This window comes from Kitasatospora sp. NBC_01246, from assembly GCF_036226505.1.
Lineage (GTDB): Bacteria > Actinomycetota > Actinomycetes > Streptomycetales > Streptomycetaceae > Kitasatospora.
Map to the genome: position 1 here is coordinate 1,139,125 of NZ_CP108484.1, position 20,778 is coordinate 1,159,902.

The following is a 20,778-nucleotide window of genomic DNA, read 5'->3' on the forward strand; positions in this document are numbered from 1 at the left end:
ATCGACCGTCATGTGCCGGTCATGATGGCACCCCGGTCGTGGGCCGCCCCCAGCACCCCGGTGATCGCGCCGGGGAGGTCACCGGACCACGCCGGTGGCCGCGAGGGTGCCGGTCGCCGTGGGCGGGGTGGGCGGGGTGGCCGCGGTGGCCGGGTGGGTGTCGCAGAGGGCGGTGGCGACCAGGGCTTCGACGGTGGCGTTGGCCGCCGGGAGGTCGGAGAGGTCGTACGGGTTGACGGAGGCCGTGAACTGTCGCCGGCCGTCCGAGGCCCCGTACATCAGGGTGGTGTAGCCCGGGATTCCGCCGCTGTGGCCCCAGTACTCGCCGCAGGCCGTCGACGTCCGCTGGAGGCCGAGGCCGTACTCGGCGGGACCGCTCTGCGGGGTGGTCCGCTTCATCTCGGCGAGTTGGGCCGGGGCGAGCAGCCGCCCGCCGAGCAGGGCGGAGACGAACCGGGCGAGGTCGGTGGTGGTGGAGATCCCGGCCCCCGACGCACCGGCCATGCTCGGGTCGAGCAGGGTGACGTCCGCCGGTCCGGAGGCGAGCTTGTAGTAGCCGTGGGCGTGCGGGCCGGGGACGAAGGGCGAGTTGAGCGGCATCGAGGTACCGGTCAGGCCGAGCGGGCGGATGATCCGGCGCTGGACCTCGTCGGCCCAGCCGCGGCCGGTGAGGCGCTCGATCAGCATCCCGATCACCACGTAGTTGGTGTTGGAGTAGTGCCAGCCCTGCCCGGGGGCGAAGTACGGGGGGTGCTGGGCGGCGAGGCCGACGAGCTCCCCCGGCGCGTACGGGCGCCAGCGGCCGACGTCGAGCCACTGCTGCAGGGCGGCGGGGTCCTCGTCGAAGGAGAAGGACGGGTCCTCGGTGTAGTTGAACAGGCCGCTGGTGTGGTTCAGCAGTTGGCGGACGGTGATCTGCCCGCCGTTCGGCACCACGCCGGGCAGGCGGCTCTCCACCGGGTCGTCCAGGCCGACCCGGTGCTCCGCCACGAGCTGCAGGACCACCGTCGCCACGAAGGTCTTGGTGACGCTGCCGATCCGGAACCGGCCGTCGGCGGTGGCCGGGGCGCCGGTGGCGAAGTCGGCCGTCCCGGCCGCGCCCTTCCAGACCGTGCGCCCGCGCTCGGCGACCAGCCCCAGCGCGGCGGAGGCGCCGCCCTGGGCCACCGGCCCGCGCACGGCCGCGTCCAGCGCCGCCCGGTCGACCCGGTCGATGCCGCCGTCGGCCACCGGCCGTCCGGACCCGGGCGCGGCGCCCTGGGCACCCGCGACGGGGGCGAGGGCCCCCACCAGGCCGGCGCCGGCCAGCGCGACCGCCACCGCCCGTACGGCCAGCCCCCGCCGTCGCCGCCCCCGGTCCCGCCCGCCTTCCGGGCCCGTCCACTCCGCCCGGCCCGCCCGATCCCTCGTCGTTCCCGTCATGCCGCCGCCCTCCGGTGTCCGAACGGGCGGACTTTCCACAACATCCGCCCCGGTCCTGTCGACTGACACTCTGACAGCGGGGGGAGACGTACACGTCCGACCCAGGTCCCGAGCCTCTCCACCGCTGGTCCGATCTTCCGTCGGCGTGTCGCTCCACCCACAGGCGGAACAGGACCCTGACAGGCTGAGGGGCACCCCTCCGCCCCAGGGCGGAGGGGTGCCCCCGGGTCCGTCAGGGTCAGGCCAGCGGGGCCTTGACCCGGAGGACCTCGATGAAGGCGCGGATCCAGGCGGGGTGGTCGGGCCAGGCGCGGGCCGAGACGACCACGCCGTCGACGACCGCCTCGCCGTCGACGTACTCGGCGCCCGCGGCGGCCACGTCGGGCTCCAGGGCCGGGTAGGCGGCGCTGCGGCGGCCGGAGAGCACGCCGGCGGCCGCGGTGATCAGCGGGCCGTGGCAGATCTGCGCCACCGGCTTGTCGGCGTCGAAGAAGTGCCGGACGATCCGCTGCACGTCGGCGTTGTTCCGCAGGTACTCGGGGGCACGGCCGCCGGGGATGACCAGGGCGACGTACTCGGCCGGGTCCACGTCCGCGACGGCGAGGTCGGCGGGCCAGGTGTAACCGGGCTTCTCCGTGTAGGTGTCGTAGCCGTCGACGAAGTCGTGGACCACGAACTGGAGCCGCTTCTTCGTCGGCGCCGCGATGTCGACCTCGTAGCCCTCCTCCAGCAGCCGCTGGTAGGGGTAGAACACCTCCAGCGACTCCGCGGCATCACCGGTGACGAGCAGGACCTTCGATGTCATCGCCGACATCCCTCCATGTGATCGGTCGTCAGACATGGTGCTGGCCCGCGCCGGTGGCGGCCGGGGCGGGCCGGGAACAACCTCCCGCACCCGGCCGGGCCGCCGCAACGGGGCACACCGCTCGCACACCCGGCGCGTGACGCGTGGCACGCGCCATGGGCGAGCCGTGTGCGCCGTCGCCAGGGCCTACGCGCCCCTTCCCGGGCGGCCCCTAGACTCCCTGGTACCCAGGTCAGCCCATGAAGGGAGTCCGCACGATGTCGGACCGCACCAGCTACCTCGTCCTACCCGGCTACCAGGGTTCCGGGCCCGCCCACTGGCAGACCCGGTGGGAGGAGGCCGACCCGGCGGCCTTCCGGCGCGTCCAGCAGGAGGACTGGGACTTCCCTGAGCCGGACGCCTGGGTGGCCGCCCTCGATGCCGCGATCGCCACCGCGGCGGCCGACGGGCCGGTCGTCCTGGTGGCACACAGCCTCGGGTGCGTCGCGGTGGCCCGCTGGGCGGCCTCGGCCGCCGCCGGACGGACCGCCGCCGTCCGGGGTGCGTTGCTGGTCGCACCCGCCGACATCGACAACGCCGACGTCCCGGCGCTCGCGGGCTTCCGCCCGGTGACCCTGGAGCGCCTGCCCTTCCGCTCGCTGGTGGTCTCCAGCACCGACGACCCCTGGGTCACGCCGGAGCGTGCCCGCGCCTTCGCCGAGGCGTGGGGCGCCCGGTACGTGGAGCCCGGCGCCCACGGACATCTCAACGCCGACTCCGGGCTCGGTGACTGGCCGGACGGCCGGAAGCTGCTCGCCGAGCTCTGAACAAGGACTGAGGGGCGGGAGGTGGGGGGAGCCGGGCGCTCCCCCCACCGTTCTGGGATAGGACCGTGATCACCCTCCGGAGCAGAATCGGGGCACACCGACTCCTCTGGAAGGACACTCAGTTGATGAACCGCCTGTCCCGCCCGCTCGCAGTCGCCGCGCTCGCCGTCGCCGCCGTACTGGCCGGCGGGGCCGGGGCCGCCCAGGCCGCCGGCGTCGACCTCCCGGCCCACGGTCCGCTGACGGTGGCCGACCAGCCCGACAGCCAGTTGTCCGCCGCCAACCGGTGTGATGTCGAGTACACCGTCGCGTACTACAGCTACCGCACCCAGGGCTACCCGGAACTGGAGTCGATGCTGCACGCGGAGAAGTCCTACGCCCTCTGCCAGGTCAACGGCTGACCCGGCCCCCGCTCCGTCCGAGGCGCACCCGGCCCGCACCGGGTGCGCCTCGGGTGCGTTCCTGACGGGTGCACGGCGGATCTTCGCCCGCAGTTCGCCCGAACGCCACCCGGCCGGGCGCCGCTGCTCCTAGTCTGCGGGCGACGACCATCAGCGTCCCGCCCCCAGCGCGAGCCAGGAGCCTCCATGACGAACCGTCCGCTCGACGGCAGCAGCTCGACAGATTCCTCCGCACCCGGCACGGCCTCCTCGCGCCGCCGGTTCCTGCGTGCGACCGGCGCCGCCGGCCTCGGTGCGGCCGCGTTCGCGGCGACCGCGGGCGAGGCGTTCGCGGCCCCGGCCGACGAGCAGCCGGACGCCGCCGAGGGGCGCGCGGACGCCGGAGCGGCGGCCGGCACCCGCTCCCCGGTCCGCACCGGTACCGGCCTGGACCGGCTGCCGCACCCGCTGGTCATCGGCCACCGCGGCGCGCCCGGCTACCGCCCCGAGGAGACCCTCGGCTCCTACGAGCTCGCCCTGGAGCTCGGTGCGGACGTCATCGAGCCGGACCTCGTCCCCACCAAGGACGGCCACCTGGTGATCCGGCACGAGAACAACATCGTGGAGACGACGGACGTCGCCGACCACCCCGAGTTCGCGGGCCGGAAGACCACCAAGACCATCGACGGCCTGCCGCAGACCGGCTGGTTCACCGAGGACTTCACGCTCGCCGAGCTGCGCACCCTGCGCGCCAAGGAGCGCCTCCCGCAGCAGCGCCAGCGCAACACCCTGTACGACGGCCGGTGGCCGGTGCTCACCTTCCGCGAGCTGGCGGACTTCGCCAGGAAGCGCGGACGCGAGCTCGGCCGCGAGGTCTGGCTCTACCCGGAGACCAAGCACCCGAGCTACTTCCGCTCGATCGGTCTGCCCCTGGAGGAGCGGCTCGCCGACGAGCTGCGCCGCGCGGGCCTGGCCGGCCGGCGCGGGCGGGCGATCCTGCAGTCCTTCGAGCCGAGCAGCCTGCAGCGGCTGGCCAAGCTGGTCGACAACCCGCGGATCCAGCTGCTGGGCGGCGCGACCACCCAGCCGTACGACTTCGTGCTGTCCGGGGACCGGCGCACGGTGGCCGACCTGGTGACCCCGGCGGGGCTACGCTGGATGGCCGGCTTCGCCCACGGCATCGGCCCGACCACCCAGCTGATCGCACCGGTGGACGAGAGCGGCAAGCTGCTGCCGCCGACCACGCTGGTCCGCGACGCGCACGCGGCCAACCTGCTGCTGCACCCGTACACCGTCCGCAACGAGAACGCCTTCCTCCCGCTGGACTACCGCCGCGGCACCGACCCGAACGCCTACGGCGACGCCATCGGGTGGGCGCGCCACCTCTACGAGCTGGGCGTGGACGGCTTCTTCACCGACCAGACCGACACCAGCGTGCTGGCCCGGCAGGACTTCTGGGCCGCGAACGGCGTCCACTGACCGACCGCCCCCGAACCCGGCGGTGCCCCGGACCGTAGGGCGGTCCGGGGCACCGTCGTCGGCCGGTCCGGTCAGCCGTCGTTCTGCGAGCCGTCCGGCCGGTCGGCGTCGCCCCGGCCGGTCTGCTCGGTGTGCTGGTCGGTGTGCTGCTCGGCGGGCTGGGTCGAGCGCGGCCGCCCCGGGTCCGCCGTCCGGCCGCCGGGCGCGCCCGCACCGGTCGGGGCGGTGCCCGGCGAGGCCGTGCCGGAGCCGCTCGGGCTCCCGCTCGGGTTCGGATCACGCTTGGGCGGGTCCGGGATGTACACGGTGTCGAAGGTGTCCCGCGGCATGCCCTTCAGCGCCTGGTTCATCGCCAGCTGCCAGATCGGGCCCGGGCCGGTGGCTCCGAAGATCTCCTGGTAGTACTTGCCCCCGATCCGGATGTTCTTCATCGGCACGCCCTTGGCCGGGCCGCCGAGCCAGACCGAGGCCGCCAGGTTGGCGGTGTAGCCGCTGAACCAGGCCGACTTCTTCTCGTCGGTGGTACCGGTCTTGCCCGCGATCTGCCGGTCGCCGTCCAGCCCGAGCTCGCGCGCGGTGCCCTTCTCCGTCACCCCGAGCAGCACGGTGTTGATGACGTCGGCGGTGTCCTCGGACATCACCCGCTCGCACTTGGCGGGGACGACCGGGACGTCCTTGCCGTCCACCGTGGTGATCCGGTTGATCGCGAGCGGCGCGCAGTAGGTGCCCTCGGCGGCGAAGGTCGCGTAGACGTTGGCCATCACCAGCGGGCTCACCTCCTGGGTGCCGAGCCCCAGCGCGGGCAGTTCCTGGAGCGGATCGCCGCTGGCCTTGGTCGCCACGCCCAGCTTGTTGGCCATCTGCTTGACCGCGCAGAGGCCGATCTCCTGCTCCATCTGGACGAAGTAGGTGTTGACCGAGAGGGCCATCGCCTGCTTCAGGTCGTACGGGCCGGACTCCTTCTCGGACTCGTTGGGGATCGAGCCGCCCTTCTTGCCCTTCTCCAGGTTCTTCCAGGTGCCGTCGCAGGTCTTCATCGTCGGCCAGTCCATCCGGTTCGGCGCCGGGTAGATCTGGGTCGCCGGCAGGCCGGCCTCCAGCGCCGCGGCGGCGACGATCGGCTTGAAGTTGGAGCCCGGCTGGAAGCCGTTGCCGCCGCCCATCCCCGCGTCCGCGTTGTAGTTGACGACGGTCTGGTTCTTGTCCGGGTCCAGGCCGTAGGGGCGGGTCTGGGCCATCGCCAGGATCTTGCCGCTGCCCGGTTCGACCATGGTGATCGCCGCCGAGACCGGGTCCGTCACGTAGACCTTCTTGGTGACGGCGTTCTGGGCGGCGGCCTGCTTGTCCGGGTCGAGGGTGGTGGAGATGTTCAGGCCGCCCTGGTCCCACAGCTTCTTGCGCTCGGCGGCGCTCTTGCCGAACACCGGGTCCTGCTTGACCACGTGCCGGACGTAGTCGCAGAAGAAGCCCATCCCGGCGTTGGCGGTGATGCAGCCGTTCTGCGGGTCCTTGTACTTCAGCCCCAGCGGGGTCGCCTTGGCGTCCCGGGCCTGCGCGGCGGTGAGGTGCTTGTTCTCCACCATCTTGTCGATGACGGTGTCGCGGCGCTTCTGGGCGGCGACGGGGTGCAGCTTGGGGTCGTACTGGGACGGGTTCTGCACCAGACCCGCGAGCATCGCGGCCTCGGGGACGGTGAGGTCCTTGGCGTCCTTGCTGAAGTACCGCTGCGAGGCCGCCTGGATGCCGTACGCCTGGTGGCCGTAGAAGGTGATGTTCAGGTAGTTGGTGAGGATCTGGTCCTTGGTCAGGTCCTCCTCCAGCTTGATGGCGTACTTGAGTTCCTGGATCTTGCGGCCGAGGGTCTTGCGCTGGGCCTCCAGGACGGCGGCCTGGTCGTCGCCGGCCTTCTCGACGTTGACGTTCTTCACGTACTGCTGGGTCAGCGTCGAGGCGCCCTGGACGGTGGTGCCGCTCTCGGCGTTCTTGGTGGCGGCCCGGAGCACACCCTTGAGGTCGACCGCGCCGTGCTCGTAGAAGCGCGCGTCCTCGATGTCCACCTGGGCCTGCCGTATCAGCGGTGACATCTGGTCGGCGGGTATGACGGTGCGGTCGCGCTCGTACACCTTGGCGATCAGGCCGCCCTTCGCGTCGAAGATCTGCGAAGCCTGGCTGAGCGGCGGGGTCTTGAAGTCGTCCGGGATGCTGTCGAAGTTGTCCGCGGTGTTCTTGGCGGTCAGCCCGAGCGCGCCGGCCGCCGGCAGGGCCACGCCCGCCAGCAGGACGCCGGCCAGCGTGCTGTAGCCGAGGAACTTCACCGCGTGACCCGCCATGGCGAGCGGACTCTCGCGGCGCCGGGTGCGCGGGACCCAGGTGTCGCCCGGGTCGGGGGAGGAGATACGGCGACTCTTCCGTGACATAGGCGGAACACTACGTCCACGAAAACCCTGCATGGGACGGGTGTTGGCCAAGCTTTGTCACAAATCGGCGACAGATTCACCCCGTCGGAGCCGGTCGGCCACCCGGCCCCGCCGGCGCCCCGAAGCCCGAAGGACCGTTCGCCCACGGTGATTCCGTCTCGCCGGCCGCCCCCGGGGTCCGGACCCCGACACACCCGCCGGCTCCGCCCGTCAGTCGCCGCGGCGCTTCTTGCGCAGACCGAACACGGCCCCCACCACGGCGAGGAGGAACAGGACGCCGAGCGTCCGGTCCGACGGCCCCTCGGACGAGGACGACGAGGACGACGAGGACGACGATCCGTCGGCCCCGCCCGCGGCCGCCGACCCGGACGGCGGCACGGCCGCACCGGAGGAGGGCGCGGCCGAGGGCAGCGGCTGGACGGTGTCCGGGAGTTGGTCGTCGTCGAGCGGCGAGCGCCAGACCGGACTGTCCTTGCCCTCGGTGCCGTAGAGCAGCGCCCGGCCGTCCACCGTGAAGGTGACCGACTCGCCCTGGCGCTGGAAGGGCGTGGAGAGCGGGCCGAGCTTGACGGGCGCGCCGTCCTTCCAGCGGTAGAGGGTGGCGTCGAAGTAGCCGCGCAGGACGAGCCGGGTGCCGTCCGGGGAGAAGGCCCCGTCGGTGATCCAGGGGACGTCGACCATCCGCCGGAAGGTGTTCACCCCGGCGGTGGAGAGCTTCTCCGGCCCCTGGTAGAGGCCGCCGCCGCCCTGCTTCTTGCTGGCGATGTAGGCCCGGCCGGTGACCGGATGGACCATCAGCGCCTCGGCGTCGCGCGGGCCGTCCTCGTAGCGCACCCGGTAGCGGACCGTCTCCACGGTCTGGTCGCGCAGTTCGGCGGGCTCGGCGAAGGCGTAGATCCAGACCTCGGGCCACTTGCCGCCGAGGTTGTCGCCGATGTCCCCGACGTAGATCCGGCCGTCCGGGCCGATCGAGATCGCCTCCACGTCACGCGGCTCGATGCCGCGCAGCGTGACGGTGGCGACGGTGCGCCCCTGCGAGTCCACCGCGTAGACGTAGGGGCCGTCGTCGCTGTCGTTGTGCGTCCAGTAGACGCCGGGGTGGGCGTGGCTGGCGGCGAGGCCGCTGGACTCGGTGATGCGCGGGTCGGAGATGGTGAACGCCTGCCCGGGCCGGTCGGCCGCGCGGGCGGGCGGTGCGGCGACCACGGCGGTCCCGAGGGCGGCGGCGGTCGCCAGGGCGGGTGCGAGCAGCGCCGCCGCGGCGCGGGCCGCCCCCCGGCCCGGACCCCGCCGCGTTCTCGTTCGCGTCCTCAGCACCCGGCGATCCTCCCACGACAGTCGGGCCAGGCGCCTTCCCTTCTTCTCGTCATCTTGACGAGATCAACCGCCGCCGAATATCGTCGGAGTGACGAAAAGGGGAAAGGAACCTCCCATGGCCGACATCACCAAGCGCTTCGGACTGCGCCACCTGCGCGCCGTCCCCACCGCCCACATCCGGCACCTGAACCGCGGCAAGGTCGTCCACGACGGCCCGGGCCTGGCGTTCTGGTTCCGGCCGCTCACCGCCGCCCTCTCCGAGGTGCCGGTGGACGACCGCGAGCTGGCCATGCTGTTCCACGCCCGGACCTCCGACTTCCAGGACGTCACCGTCCAGGCCACCCTCACCTACCGGATCACCGAACCCGCCGTCGCCGCCGCCCGCGTCGACTTCGGCCTCGACCCCGACAGCGGCGCCTGGCGCGCCGCCCCGCTCGACCAGCTCGCCACCCTGCTCACCGAGACCGCCCAGCAGCACGCGCTCGGCCTGCTCGCCCGCACCCCGCTCGCGGCCGCGCTGGCCGACGGCGTCAGCGCCGTCCGCGACCGGATGGCCGAGGGGCTCGCCGCCGAACCGCGGATCACCGAGACCGGGCTCGCCGTGATCGCCGTCCGGGTGGTCGCGCTGCGCCCCGAGCCCGAGGTGGAGCGCGCGCTGCGCACCCCCGCCCGTGAACTCGTCCAGCAGGAGGCCGACCGGGCCACCTTCGAACGGCGCGCGGTCGCCGTCGAGCACGAGCGCGGCATCGCCGAGAACGAGCTGGCCAACCGAATCGAGCTGGCCCGGCGAGAGAAGCAGTTGCTGACCCAGCAGGGCGCGAACCGGCGCCTCCAGGCCGAGGACGAGGCGGTCGCCGACCGGGTCCGCGCCGAGGCCGAGGCGGAGCGCCGGACCAGGCTCGCCACCGCCGAGGCGGACGCCGCCCGGGCGCTGGGCGAGGCCCGGGCCGCCGCCGAGGCCGCCTGGCTCACCGCCCACCAGCAGGCCGACCCGGCCGTGCTGCGGGCACTCGCCCTGATGCGGCTGGCCGAGCACCTGCCCCGGATCGAGAACATGACCGTCACGCCGGACCTGCTCACCGGGCTGCTCAGCCGGCTCTCCCAGAGCGCGGGCGACCAGTGACCCTCGCACCCCGGGCCGTCCTGGTGCACCGCCGCACCGAGTACGAGGAGCTCCTGGCCCACCACGGCACGCCCGGCCAGGCCTCGTTCTTCCTCGCCGCCCGCGGCCGGTCGATGGCCGAGGCCGAGGAGCGCCACCGCCGGCAGGCCGAAGCGCTCGCCCGGGCGGCGGCCGCGGTGCCGTTGGAGTGGCGGCGCAGCCGGGTCGAGCGGGCGGACCTGCCGCGCTTCCTGTTCGAGCCCGAGGACGTGGTGGTCGTGGTCGGCCAGGACGGGCTGGTCGCCAACGTCGCCAAGTACCTGGACGGCCAGCCGGTGATCGGCGTGGACGCCGATCCCGGCCGCAACCCCGGCGTCCTGGTCCGCCACCGCGCCGACGCGCTGCCCGCCCTGCTGCCGGCCGCCGTCGCCCGCTCGGGCGCCCGGCACCTGGAGGAGCGCACCATGGTCGAGGCGGTCGCGGACGACACCCAGCGGCTGCTGGCCCTCAACGAGGTGTACGTCGGACAGCCCGGGCACCAGACGGCCCGGTACCGGCTGGCCGTCGAGGGCGAGCCGGGCGAGGGCGAGGGCCGGGATACGACCGGCCGGAGTTCGAGCCGGTCCGTCCCGTCGAGCACGGCCGACCGCCCGCGGTCCGCCCCGCCCGAGCCGCAGGCCTCCTCGGGCGTGCTGGTCGGCACCGGTACGGGCGCCACCGGCTGGTGCCGCTCCGCCTGGCTGGAGCGCGGCGGCCCGCTGACCCTGCCGGAGGCCGCCGCGCCCGCGCTGGCCTGGTTCGTCCGGGAGGCCTGGCCCTCCCCCGCCACCGGCACCAGCCGGGTGCACGGGGTGCTCGACGGCGGCCGGCAGCTGGTGCTGACCGTCGAGTCGGACCGGCTGGTCGCCTTCGGCGACGGCATCGAGACGGACGCGCTGGAGCTGACCTGGGGGCAGAGCATCCGGCTCGGTGTGGCCGCGACCCGCCTACGGCTGCTCGGCTGAGCGGGGCGTGGCGACGACGGCCCCGGGAGGGCGCTACGGCAGGGTCAGGATGCGCGGTCCCTCCTCGGTGATCGCCACGGTGTGCTCGAAGTGCGCGGCCCGGCTGCCGTCGGTGGTCCGCAGGGTCCAGCCGTCCTCGTCGGTCAGGTAGTCGGACCGGCCGCCGCCGGTCAGCATCGGTTCGATGGCGAGCACCAGCCCCGGCTTGAGCGGGTAACCCCAGCCCGGGCGGCCCTCGTTGGGCACCGACGGCTCCTCGTGCATCCGGCGCCCGATGCCGTGCCCGCCGAACCCCTCCGGCACCCCCCGGCGGGCCCGCCGCGCGACCGCGGCGATCGCGTGCCCGATGTCACCGGTCCGGTTGCCGACCACGGCAGCGGCGATCCCGGCTTCGAGCGCCCGCCGGGTGGCGTCGATCAGCGCGGCGTCCTCCGCGCGGGGCGTCCCGACGACGAAGCTGACGGCGGCGTCGCCCGCCCAGCCGTCCAGCACCGCCCCGCAGTCGATGCTGACCAGGTCACCGTCGCGCAGCCGGTAGCCGTCCGGGATGCCGTGCACCACGGCGTCGTTGACGGAGGCGCAGATCACCGCCGGGAACGGCACGGGCGCGAAGGACGGCCGGTACCCGAGGAACGGCGACACCGCGCCCGCCCCGCTCAGCACCCCGCGGGCCACCTCGTCCAGCTCCAGCAGGCTCACCCCCACCGCGGCCGCCCGCTCGACGGCGGCCAGCGCCTCGCCGACCACCCGCCCGGCCTCCCGCATCGCCGCCAGCGCCGTGTCGTTCTTGAGTTCCACCATGGCCGTGCCTTCCCGCATCTCTACCCAATTCTTATACCGGTATATCTATCACGGTCCAGTCGGGTCTAGGATCGGCGCATGGTGAGGACTCCGCTGACCCCCCGGGAACGCGAACGCGGCGAGCGCTTCGGCGCCCTGCTGCGCGCGGCCCGCGGCACGCGCAGCATGGTCGAGATCGCGGCGGTGGCGGGGATCTCCTCGGAGACCCTCCGCAAGATCGAGACCGGCCGTGCCCCCACACCGGCCTTCTTCACGGTCGTGGCACTGGCCTACGCGCTCGACCTCTCCCTCGACGACCTGGCCGCCGCCTGCGCCCTCCCGCACGACGGCGAAGCCCTGTCCGCCTAGGGCGGCACACCGGGCGGGGCCGGACGGACGTGAACGGCCGACCGGAAACCGGTCGGCCGTTCACGGGGGGCGAGCGTCAGGCGGGGCGGGTGTCAGGCGGTGATGCCGCCGTCGAGGACGAGGTCGGCGCCGACGGTGTAGGCGGACTCGGGCGAGGCGAGGTGGAGGACGGCGGCGGCGATCTCCTCGACGGAGCCGGCCCGGCCGACCGGGACGTCCGACTTCATCCGGTCCGCCTTGTCGGCGGCGCTCTCGCCCGGGCGGCTGGACATCGGGGTCTCCACCGGCCCGGGGCTGACCGAGTTGATCCGCACGCCCTCGGTTATGTGGTCGCGGGCCGCGCTGCGGGTCAGGGCGCTGACGGCGGCCTTGGTGACCGCGTAGGCGCCGAGGCCCGGGAGCCGCATGTGGACGCCGAGGTTGGAGGCGATGTTGACGATGGCCCCGCCGCCCTGGGTCCGCATGTGGGCGATCTCGTGCTTCATGGCGAGCCAGGTGCCGGTCAGGTTGGTGTCGACGACCCGCTGCCAGTCCTCCTCGGCGAGGTCCGCGATCGGTGCCACCGCGCCCAGGATGCCGGCGTTGTTGACGGCGATGTCCAGGGCGCCGAGCCGGGCGACGGTCTCCCGGACGAGCCGGGCGGCGTCGGCGCCGTCCGCGACGTCCCCGACGAGGGCGACGGCCTTGCCGCCCTCCTCCTCGATCAGCCGGACGGTCTCGGCCAGCGGGCCCTCGGTGCGGCCGGCGACCGCGACGCGGGCCCCCTCCCGGGCGAACGCGAGGGCGATGCCCCGGCCGATGCCGGTGCCGCCGCCGGTGACCAGGACGGACTTGTCGGCGAAGCGCGTGGTCATGCTGAGTACTCCTCGGTGTGGGTGAACGGGGGTCGTGCGGGTCGGGAGCGGGCCAGCAGGGTGACCGCCGCGGCGGTCAGCGCGAGGCCCGCGGCGGCCGCCGCGAGGGCGGCGGCGTAGCCGCCGACGGCGGTGGGACGGGTGGCGGCGAGCGCCATCAGGGCGGCGACGCCGGCGGTGGGGCCCAGCTCCATCGCGGTGTTCAGGACGCCCGCGGCGAGACCGGCGCGCCCGGGCCGGACGCCCCCGGTGGCGAGGACGGCCGAGCCGGCGAAGGCGGGGCCGGCCCCGGCGGGCAGCAGGAGCAGACCGGGCAGCAGTCCGGTGGCGAAGGGAGTGGCGGGACCGACGCCGGCCAGCAGCGCCAGGCCTCCGGCGGCCACCGCCAGGCCCCCGACGGTGACGGCGGCCGGTCCGTGGCGGGCGATCAGCGGTGCGGCCAGCCGACCGGCGGCCAGCAGGACCGCCGCGTACGGGAGGAAGGCCGCCGAGGTCGCCAGCACGCCCCAGCCGCGGACCTGTTGGAGGTAGAGCGGGAGGATCAGGAAGACCAGCGCGGTGCCCGCGGCGGTCGCCATGACGGCGACCAGGGCGGCGGCCCGGCGGCGGTCGGCGAGGAAGCCGGGCGGCAGCAGCGGGTCGGCGGTGCGCCGTTCGGCGGCGGCGAAGGCGAGCAGCAGGGCGGCGCCGAGCACCAGCGGAAGGAGCACCACGGGTTCGCCCCAGGTGTGCTCCCCGGACCCGACCAGGCCGTAACTGACCGCGGAGACACCGGCGGTGGCGAGCGCCGCACCCCGCAGGTCGAGCGCCGGGGGTGCGCCGGGGGCCGGCTCGGCAGCAGGGAGCAGGCGACCGGAGAGGGCGAGCCCGGCCAGCGCCACCAGGACCGGCACGGCGAACATCCAGCGCCAGGAGACCCAGGCGGTGACTACGCCGGAGAGCAGGCTGCCACCGGTGGCACCGAGCGCCGAGAGGCCGCCCCAGGTGGCCATCGCCCGGCCGTAGTCGGCGGACCGGGGGAAGAGCGAACGCACCACCGCGACCGCCGCCGGAGCGGCGAGCGCGGCGCCGACGCCCTGGGCGAAGCGCGTCACCAGCAGGACGGCGAAGGTGGGGGCGAGCGCGCCGGCCACCGAGGCGACGGCCAGCAGGACGAGGCTGACCCGCAGCATCCGGCGGCCGCCGTGCCGGTCGGCGAGCCTGCCGCCGAGCAGCAGCAGGGAGCTGAAGGAGAGTCCGTACGCGGCGCTGAGCAGCAGGATGCCGGACGGGCCGAGGCCGAACTCCCGGCCCACCAGGGGCAGCGGGACGGAGAGGATCATGATCGTGAAGATCAGCGTCGCCTGCACGGCACCGAGCAGGGCGAACCCCGACCGCGGTGACGCCGGCGACGGGGCCGACGGAGCCGGCCGCGAAGGCGCCCGCGCGGTGGCGCGGGCGGGCGCGGGCCGAGAAACCGGCGAGTCCACCCGTGCGGGTGTCGAAACCCCCTGTGCCATCGAATCCCCCTAGTTGATAATGACCGTTCGGTCCAGAATTTGGACAGCACAGTGCGCCGGTCGCGAGGCCGTCGGAAGCCCCCCGGCCGGGCCGTGGCGCCGGCCCGGGCGGCGCGCTCAGTCCAGCAGGCCGAGCGCCTGCTCGGCGGCGGCCCGCAGACGGGCCTCGCCGTCACCGGCCTTGCCGATCACCCGCATGCCCTGCATCAGCACCAGCAGCATCCGCGCCAGCGCCACGGGGTCGCGCCCCGCGGGCAGTTCCCGCTGCGCCTCGGCCCGGACCAGCGCGGCCGTGAGCACCGTCTCCAGGTGGTCGAGACTGGCGGACACCCGCCGGGCCGCGTCCGGGTCGTGCGGAGCGAGCTCGACGGCGGTGTTGGTGACGAAACAGCCGCGCCTGGGGCCGCCCGCGCCGTCCTCGCCGGCCTCCCGCGCGAAGCGCCGGACCAGGCCGCGGACGGCCGGCAGCACCGGGCCGGGCTGCGAGAGCTCGGCCAGCAGCACCGGATTGTGCTGCTCGCCGTAGCGCTCCAGCGCCCGCAGGTAGAGCTCGTGCTTACTGCCGAAGGTGGCGTAGATGCTGGCACGGGCGATCCCGAGCTCCTCGACCAGCTCCGCCATCGAGGTGGCCTCGTAGCCGCGCCGCCAGAACAGCTCCAGGGCCGCCTGGAGCGCCGCGTCGGGGTCGAATTCCTTGGTCCGTGCCATGTCTGAACCTTAGTCATATTCAGACCGATCGGTCAAGAAAGAGGAGAGCGACCGCCACGGCGAGTACCGGATACCGGGCGCACCGGGCCAGAGGGCGGGCCGACAGCGGACGGTTGACATGCGAACGACGGACGGTGAACAAATTCGAACACGGTGGACTTGACAGAGTGTTGTCAGGCGATTCCAGATAAGGGTACCCTTACCGCCGCCCGTCCCCCACCCCCTCCCTCCAGGAGACGTCCATGCCCGCTACTCCCCAGCAAGCGGTCGACACCGTCCGCCCCCTCGTCCTGACGGTCTTTCGCGTCGTCGTCGGGCTGCTCTTCGCCTGCCACGGCGCCGCCTCGCTCTTCGGCGTCTTCGGCGGCGCCAAGGGCGGCGGCTCCGTCCCGGTCGGCCAGTGGCCCGGCTGGTGGGCCGCACTGATCCAGCTCGTCGGCGGTGTCCTGGTCCTGGCCGGACTCGGCACCCGGACCGCCGCCCTGCTCTGCTCCGGCTCGATGGCCTACGCGTACTTCACCGTCCACCAGGAGCACGCCCTGCTGCCGCTGCAGAACGGCGGCGAGGCCTCGGTGCTGTTCTGCTGGGCGTTCCTCGCGATAGCCGCGCTCGGCTCCGGACCGTTCGCGGTGGACCGGCTGCTCCCCCGGTGGACGGCCGACCGGGCCTACGGCTCCGCGTCGGCGGAGCAGAGCACCCAGCCCACCGCGGCACGCTGACCGAAGCCCGGCCCGCCGGCCCGCTCGGGTCGGCGGGCCGGGCCTCACCGCAGGGCCGACCGGGGCTCACCCCTCGGCGAGGTGGCGTTCCACCGAGGCCACCTTGGCGGTGAGCCCGTCCGTGACCCCGGCCCGGTCGTCGATCTTGATGACGGTGCTGACCCGTCCGCTGTAGGCCTTCACGGCCTCGATCGCCGCCCGGATCACCGGCATCACCTCGTCCCACTCCCCCTCGACGCTGGTGAACATCGCGTCCGTGCGGTTCGGCAGCCCGCTCGCGCGGACCACCCGGACGGCGGCGGCGACCGCCTCCCCCACCTCCTCGCCGACCCCCAGCGGGGTGACCGAAAACGCTGCGATCACGGCTCTGCTCCTCCTCCGACTCGGCGCTGTCCCGGTGCCCGGTCCGTCGGGTGTCCCGGCACCGCGACCAGGCTAGCCGCCCGGCCCGGCCGGACCGGCCGACGACCCGGCACCCTGCCGAGCCGGTCTGCCCGGCAGGTCGGACGCCCCGTCAGGCCGGACGCCCCGTCAGGCCACCGTCGGCAGCGGCGGTTCGACCGCCAGCGGCGCGGAGCTGCGGGCCCGGTGCTGCTCGGCCCAGGTGCTGAGCGCCACCGTGCAGGCGTGGTCCAGGTGGCGCAGCCCCGACCAGTCCAGCTCGACCGGGCGGTCCGCCGGCAGCCGCTCCAGGGCGTCCAGCAGCCGGGGCAGCCGCAGGAAGGTCGCGTTGCCGCTCAGGCGGACCCGCAGCGGTGCCCGGGTGAGCTCCGGGCCGGCGGCCCCGCCGGCGGCAACGGGCTCCGGGGCCTCCGGGGGCGGCAGTTCCTCCACCGCGATCTGCAGGTGCGAGGTCTGCCAGGCCGACTTGACCACGGCCAGGCCGATCCCGATCAGCACGCCCTCGAACAGGTCGGTGGTGATGATCGAGACCGCCGTCACCGCGAGCACCACCGCCTCGCCGCGGTGTTCGCGGCAGAGCCCGACGATCCGCCGGACCGGAACGAGCTTGGCGCCCGCGTGCACCAGGACGGCGGCCAGCGCGGTGAGCGGGACCAGGCCGAGCACCCCCGGCAGCAGCGCGGTGAACAGCAGCAGCCAGAGCCCGTGCAGGACGCGGGAGGCCTTGGTGCGGGCGCCGGCCTGGACGTTCGTCGCGCTGCGGACGATCACCGCCGTCATCGGGAGCGCCCCGAGCAGGCCGCAGAGCGTGTTGCCGACGCCCTGCGCGGTCAGCTCACGGTCGTAGTCGGTCCGCGGGCCGTGGTGCATCCGGTCCACCGCGGCGGCGCTGAACAGCGTCTCGGCCGAGGCGATCAGGGTGAAGGCGAGGACGGTACCGACGCCCGCCGTGCTCGCCAGCCCGCCCAGCGCGTCGCGCTCCGGCAGCCGGACCACGTCCAGCAGGCCGGAGACCCGGATCCGGGCGACCGGCAGGTCGGCGGAGGCCGTGACGGCGGCCGCGAGGCCGACGGCGGCGAGCGGTGCGGGCACCGTCCGGGCCACCTGGGCGGGCAGGTACTTCCAGAAGGCCAGCACCAGCAGGGTGGCGACGCCGAGGGCGACCGCGGCCGGCGTCGCCGCACCGGTGACGGCGTCGCGCAGCAGCGCCGGCAGGCCGGCGATCTTCTCGGGCCCGGTCGAGGGCGCCCTGCGGTCGGCGAGCGCGTAGAGCTGGCCGAACAGCAGGGTCAGGCCGATGCCCGCCAGCATGCCGTGGACCACGGACGCGGACATCGCACGGAACCAGCGGCCCAGCCGCAGGGCGCCCATGGCCAGTTGGAGCAGGCCGGTGGCGAGCACCAGGAGGCCCAGCGCGCCGGCGCCGTACTCCTGGACGGCCTCGTAGACCAGGACGGTGAGCCCGGCTGCCGGGCCGCTGACCTGGAGGCTGCTGCCCGGCAGCGCACCGACCACCAGGCCGCCGACGATCCCGGTGACCAGGCCGAGCTCGGCGGGCACCCCGGAGGCGACGGCCACGCCGACGCAGAGCGGCAGGGCGACCAGGAAGACCACCAGGGAGGCCGGCAGGTCGAAGCGCCAGGGCACGGCGCGCACGGCACGGACGGGACCGCGACGGGCCCGGCCCGGCGGGGCGCCCTCGCCGGAACGGCCCGGCGGACTCTCGGACCGACCGGGCGGGGCGCTCATCGCGTCACCGCCGCAGCGGTGCCGGGGCGGACGAGGGGACGGCAGGCGGGTCGGAGCATGGATACGTTCCTTCCGCGCACCCGCCGACGGGCGGACGCGCTGCTGGGTGCGTCCGGACGGGCGGACGCCGGGGCGGGCGGGCCGGGCGGGCGGTCGACGCCGGAGCGGGCGGACCTGGCGGGCGGACGGCGAGGACGGACCTGGCGGGCGAACGGGTCGCGCGCCGGTTGACGCACATCGCGTCGGCGCACCGGGCGCGACCTCGGCGGGGCACCCGGCGGCCTCCACGGCGCGTACGGCGCGGGCGGCGTCGGTACGGGCGGCCGTCCGGGCGGGCCGGGCGGCGGCGATGGGTGTCGGGGCGGAGCGGGTGCGGTCAGGGGGCGGTGCCTCGGTCGGCTGCGCGCGGACCGGGCGGGCCCGGTCCGGGAACGGGACCCGACGGCCGGAGCTCCCCCGCTCCCCGGTCGATCCCCAATCCCCCTGCCGCGGCCCGAGTTGAACATGGCAACCATGACGGGTCCGGCGTGCCACCGACGGTACCCAGAGCCTCGCGCGGGGCCGACCTCGCCCACCGAATCTTCACACGAGCCGCACACCGGCGCCGCTTTCCGCGCCGCCTCGGGGCTCCGGCCGGGTACGCGCGTTCGGCCCGTGGACTGGCACACGAACGAGACCGGTGCCGGAAGCGCGCGCTTTGCACGAAGGGACGACCACCGGGCCCGCCCGGGCCCGGCGGACTGGAGGAACGGGCGATGGTCCGGCCGTGCCCGCCGTGACAGCCTGGCCGGACGGCCGGCCCACCCCCTCCCCGCGCCCGCCCCCTCCCCGCGCCCGCCACCTGCGGTTTCCCGTCATCCCCGCGGCGCGACCCACTTCCACATTCTGTTGAAGGCCCCCTTGACGCCCCGACGGGCCCCGCCTTACTTTGTTTCCGCATACAGAAACCGTTCTTCCGTATGGTGGAATTCTGGAGATGAGCCCTCCGACCCACTGCGGGCCGATGCAGGAGATACCCGATGCCTCGTATGACAGCCGCCCGCGCGGCAGTGGAGATCCTCAAGCTCGAAGGCGTTGAGGTCGCGTTCGGCGTGCCGGGCGCAGCGATCAACCCGTTCTACCGGGCTCTCAAGGAGGGCGGCGGCATCCGGCACACGCTGGCCCGGCACGTCGAGGGCGCCTCCCACATGGCGGAGGGCTACACGCGCGCCAAGGCCGGCAACATCGGTGTCTGCATCGGCACCTCCGGCCCGGCCGGCACCGACATGATCACCGGCCTCTACTCGGCGATCGCCGACTCGATCCCGATCCTGTGCATCACCGGCCAGGCGCCGGTCTCCAAGCTGCACAAGGAGGACTTCCAGGCCGTCGACATCTCCTCGATCGCCAAGCCGGTCACCAAGAAGGCCACCACCGTGCTGGAGGCCGCCCAGGTCCCGGGCGTCTTCCAGGAGGCCTTCCACCTGATGCGCTCCGGCCGTCCGGGCCCGGTCCTCATCGACCTGCCGATCGACGTCCAGCTGACCGAGATCGAGTTCGACCCCGAGACCTACCAGCCGCTGCCGGTCTACCAGCCGCGGGCCAGCCGCGCCCAGGCCGAGAAGGCGATCCGCTTCCTGCTGGAGTCCGAGCGCCCGCTGATCGTCGCCGGCGGCGGCATCATCAACGCCGACGCCTGCGACCTGCTGGTCGAGTTCGCCGAGCTGACCGGCGTCCCGGTCATCTCCACCCTGATGGGCTGGGGCACCATCCCCGACGACCACCCGCTGAGCGCCGGCATGGTCGGCGTCCAGACCTCGCACCGCTACGGGAACGCGACCTTCCTGGAGTCGGACTTCGTCCTCGGCATCGGCAACCGCTGGGCCAACCGCCACACCGGGTACAACCTGGAGGCGTACACCAAGGGCCGCACGTTCGTCCACGTCGACATCGAGCCCACCCAGATCGGCAAGATCTTCGCCCCGGACTACGGCATCGCCTCCGACGCCAAGGCCGCGCTGGAGCTCTTCGTCGAGGTCGCCAAGGAGCTCAAGGCCGAGGGCCGGCTGCCCGACTTCACCGCGTGGGCCGGATCCGCCCAGGAGCGCAAGGCCACCCTCCAGCGCCGCACCCACTTCGACAACATCCCGATGAAGCCGCAGCGCGTCTACGAGGAGATGAACAAGGCCTTCGGCCCGGAGACCCGCTACGTCACCACGATCGGCCTCTCGCAGATCGCCGGCGCGCAGATGCTGCACGTCTACCGGCCGCGGCACTGGATCAACTGCGGCCAGGCCGGCCCGCTCGGCTGGACCATCCCGGCCGCGATCGGCGCCGCCACCGCCGACCCGGGCACCCCGATCGTCGCGCTCTCGGGCGACTACGACTTCCAGTTCATGATCGAGGAGCTGGCGGTCGCCGCCCAGCACAAGGTCCCCTACATCCACGTCCTGGTGAACAACGCCTACCTGGGCCTGATCCGCCAGGCGCAGATCGGACTGGACATCAACTTCCAGGTCAACCTGGAGTTCGAGAACATCAACACCCCGGAGCTCGGCGTCTACGGCGTCGACCACGTCAAGGTCGCCGAGGGCCTCGGGGTCAAGGCCATCCGCGTCACCGACCCCGACCAGCTGGGCGCCGCCTTCGAGGAGGCCAAGAAGCTCGCCGCCGAGCACAGCGTCCCGGTCGTGGTCGAGGCCATCCTGGAGCGCATCACCAACATCTCGATGAGCCGGACCGTCGACATGAGCGACGTGACCGAGTTCGAGGAGCTCGCCACCCTGCCCGAGCACGCCCCCACGGCCATCAAGCCGCTGGCGCTCTGAGCCGCGCGGGTCCGGCGCCCCCACCGGCGCCGGGCCTGCGCCCCCCGGGCGCGGGGGCCGGCACCCCCGGGCCGCGCCGGGCGCACCACGGCGCCCGCCCGGCGGCGAGCCCGCCCCGTCCGGCGCGACCGCGTTCGGCACGCCGGTCGTCCGGGTACG

19 protein-coding genes are annotated in these 20,778 nt (G+C 74.1%); 9 read left to right on the forward strand and 10 right to left on the reverse strand.

The annotated features are described in order from the left end of the window. Nucleotides 1-78: 78 nt before the first annotated feature. Both OG618_RS05125 and OG618_RS05130 read right to left on the reverse strand, forming a co-directional pair. Nucleotides 79-1,422, reverse strand: a complete 1,344-nt coding sequence (locus OG618_RS05125; RefSeq protein WP_329485976.1) for a serine hydrolase domain-containing protein — start codon at nucleotides 1,420-1,422, stop codon at nucleotides 79-81. A gap of 238 nt (nucleotides 1,423-1,660) precedes the next feature. Continuing rightward, the gene (locus OG618_RS05130) at nucleotides 1,661-2,227 is read right to left on the reverse strand and encodes a DJ-1/PfpI family protein (RefSeq protein WP_329485978.1); all 567 of its coding nucleotides are present in this window, start codon (nucleotides 2,225-2,227) and stop codon (nucleotides 1,661-1,663) included. Between the two features lie 257 nt (nucleotides 2,228-2,484). Between OG618_RS05130 and OG618_RS05135 the strand changes: the two genes are divergently transcribed. The 3 genes from OG618_RS05135 to OG618_RS05145 all read left to right on the forward strand — a co-directional run bounded on the left by OG618_RS05135 (nucleotide 2,485) and on the right by OG618_RS05145 (nucleotide 4,892). After that, nucleotides 2,485-3,033 (forward strand): RBBP9/YdeN family alpha/beta hydrolase, encoded by a 549-nt coding sequence (locus OG618_RS05135; protein ID WP_329485979.1) that lies wholly within the window; start codon nucleotides 2,485-2,487, stop codon nucleotides 3,031-3,033. A 125-nt stretch (nucleotides 3,034-3,158) separates the two neighbouring features. Continuing rightward, nucleotides 3,159-3,434: a hypothetical protein gene (locus OG618_RS05140; RefSeq protein WP_329485980.1), complete on the forward strand. Its 276-nt coding sequence runs from the start codon at nucleotides 3,159-3,161 to the stop codon at nucleotides 3,432-3,434. Nucleotides 3,435-3,620: 186 nt separating this feature from the next. After that, a complete protein-coding gene (locus OG618_RS05145) occupies nucleotides 3,621-4,892 on the forward strand; it encodes a glycerophosphodiester phosphodiesterase (RefSeq protein WP_329485981.1) in 1,272 nt (423 codons plus the stop codon). Between the two features lie 71 nt (nucleotides 4,893-4,963). Here OG618_RS05145 and OG618_RS05150 read toward each other — a convergent pair whose 3' ends face one another. Further along, a complete protein-coding gene (locus OG618_RS05150; protein ID WP_329485982.1) occupies nucleotides 4,964-7,309 on the reverse strand; it encodes a transglycosylase domain-containing protein in 2,346 nt (781 codons plus the stop codon). A 210-nt stretch (nucleotides 7,310-7,519) separates the two neighbouring features. Then, the gene (locus tag OG618_RS05155) at nucleotides 7,520-8,560 is read right to left on the reverse strand and encodes a hypothetical protein (protein ID WP_442906930.1); all 1,041 of its coding nucleotides are present in this window, start codon (nucleotides 8,558-8,560) and stop codon (nucleotides 7,520-7,522) included. 181 nt (nucleotides 8,561-8,741) lie between these two features. On the opposite strand from OG618_RS05155, the gene OG618_RS05160 reads away from it, so the two are divergent. Together OG618_RS05160 and OG618_RS05165 are read left to right on the forward strand one after the other, a co-directional pair. Then, nucleotides 8,742-9,749, forward strand: a complete 1,008-nt coding sequence (locus OG618_RS05160; RefSeq protein WP_329485983.1) for an SPFH domain-containing protein — start codon at nucleotides 8,742-8,744, stop codon at nucleotides 9,747-9,749. Beyond that, nucleotides 9,746-10,732 carry a hypothetical protein gene (locus OG618_RS05165; protein ID WP_329485984.1) on the forward strand — a complete coding sequence of 329 codons (987 nt, stop codon included), beginning with the start codon at nucleotides 9,746-9,748 and terminating at the stop codon, nucleotides 10,730-10,732. The genes OG618_RS05160 and OG618_RS05165 overlap by 4 nt, the downstream gene beginning before the upstream one ends. A 33-nt stretch (nucleotides 10,733-10,765) precedes the next feature. On the opposite strand, the gene map is transcribed toward OG618_RS05165, so the two are convergent. Further along, nucleotides 10,766-11,533, reverse strand: a complete 768-nt coding sequence (map, locus tag OG618_RS05170) for a type I methionyl aminopeptidase (RefSeq protein ID WP_329492015.1) — start codon at nucleotides 11,531-11,533, stop codon at nucleotides 10,766-10,768. A gap of 78 nt (nucleotides 11,534-11,611) precedes the next feature. On the opposite strand from map, the gene OG618_RS05175 reads away from it, so the two are divergent. Beyond that, a complete protein-coding gene (locus tag OG618_RS05175) occupies nucleotides 11,612-11,881 on the forward strand; it encodes a helix-turn-helix domain-containing protein (RefSeq protein WP_329485985.1) in 270 nt (89 codons plus the stop codon). A gap of 92 nt (nucleotides 11,882-11,973) precedes the next feature. Here OG618_RS05175 and OG618_RS05180 read toward each other — a convergent pair whose 3' ends face one another. Next, nucleotides 11,974-12,735: an SDR family NAD(P)-dependent oxidoreductase gene (locus tag OG618_RS05180; RefSeq protein WP_329485986.1), complete on the reverse strand. Its 762-nt coding sequence runs from the start codon at nucleotides 12,733-12,735 to the stop codon at nucleotides 11,974-11,976. Next, nucleotides 12,732-14,057 carry an MFS transporter gene (locus OG618_RS05185; RefSeq protein ID WP_329485987.1) on the reverse strand — a complete coding sequence of 442 codons (1,326 nt, stop codon included), beginning with the start codon at nucleotides 14,055-14,057 and terminating at the stop codon, nucleotides 12,732-12,734. The genes OG618_RS05180 and OG618_RS05185 overlap by 4 nt, the downstream gene beginning before the upstream one ends. Between OG618_RS05185 and OG618_RS05190 the strand changes: the two genes are divergently transcribed. Further along, entirely contained in the window at nucleotides 14,056-14,247 is a 192-nt protein-coding gene (locus OG618_RS05190; RefSeq protein WP_329485988.1) for a hypothetical protein, read from the forward strand. The two genes, OG618_RS05185 and OG618_RS05190, sit on opposite strands and share 2 nt — an antisense overlap. Nucleotides 14,248-14,351: 104 nt before the next feature. Here OG618_RS05190 and OG618_RS05195 read toward each other — a convergent pair whose 3' ends face one another. Next, the gene (locus tag OG618_RS05195) at nucleotides 14,352-14,942 is read right to left on the reverse strand and encodes a TetR/AcrR family transcriptional regulator (protein WP_329485989.1); all 591 of its coding nucleotides are present in this window, start codon (nucleotides 14,940-14,942) and stop codon (nucleotides 14,352-14,354) included. Between the two features lie 242 nt (nucleotides 14,943-15,184). On the opposite strand from OG618_RS05195, the gene OG618_RS05200 reads away from it, so the two are divergent. After that, on the forward strand, nucleotides 15,185-15,661 hold the full coding sequence (locus tag OG618_RS05200) for a DoxX family protein (protein WP_329485990.1): 477 nt from the start codon (nucleotides 15,185-15,187) through the stop codon (nucleotides 15,659-15,661). Nucleotides 15,662-15,727: 66 nt separating this feature from the next. On the opposite strand, the gene OG618_RS05205 is transcribed toward OG618_RS05200, so the two are convergent. Next, entirely contained in the window at nucleotides 15,728-16,024 is a 297-nt protein-coding gene (locus OG618_RS05205; protein ID WP_329485991.1) for an MTH1187 family thiamine-binding protein, read from the reverse strand. Nucleotides 16,025-16,192: 168 nt separating this feature from the next. Continuing rightward, a complete protein-coding gene (locus OG618_RS05210; RefSeq protein ID WP_329485992.1) occupies nucleotides 16,193-17,812 on the reverse strand; it encodes a SulP family inorganic anion transporter in 1,620 nt (539 codons plus the stop codon). Between the two features lie 1,028 nt (nucleotides 17,813-18,840). Here OG618_RS05210 and gcl point away from each other — a divergent pair. Then, nucleotides 18,841-20,619, forward strand: a complete 1,779-nt coding sequence (gcl, locus tag OG618_RS05215) for a glyoxylate carboligase (RefSeq protein ID WP_329492016.1) — start codon at nucleotides 18,841-18,843, stop codon at nucleotides 20,617-20,619. The last annotated feature ends 159 nt before the right edge of the window (nucleotides 20,620-20,778 follow it).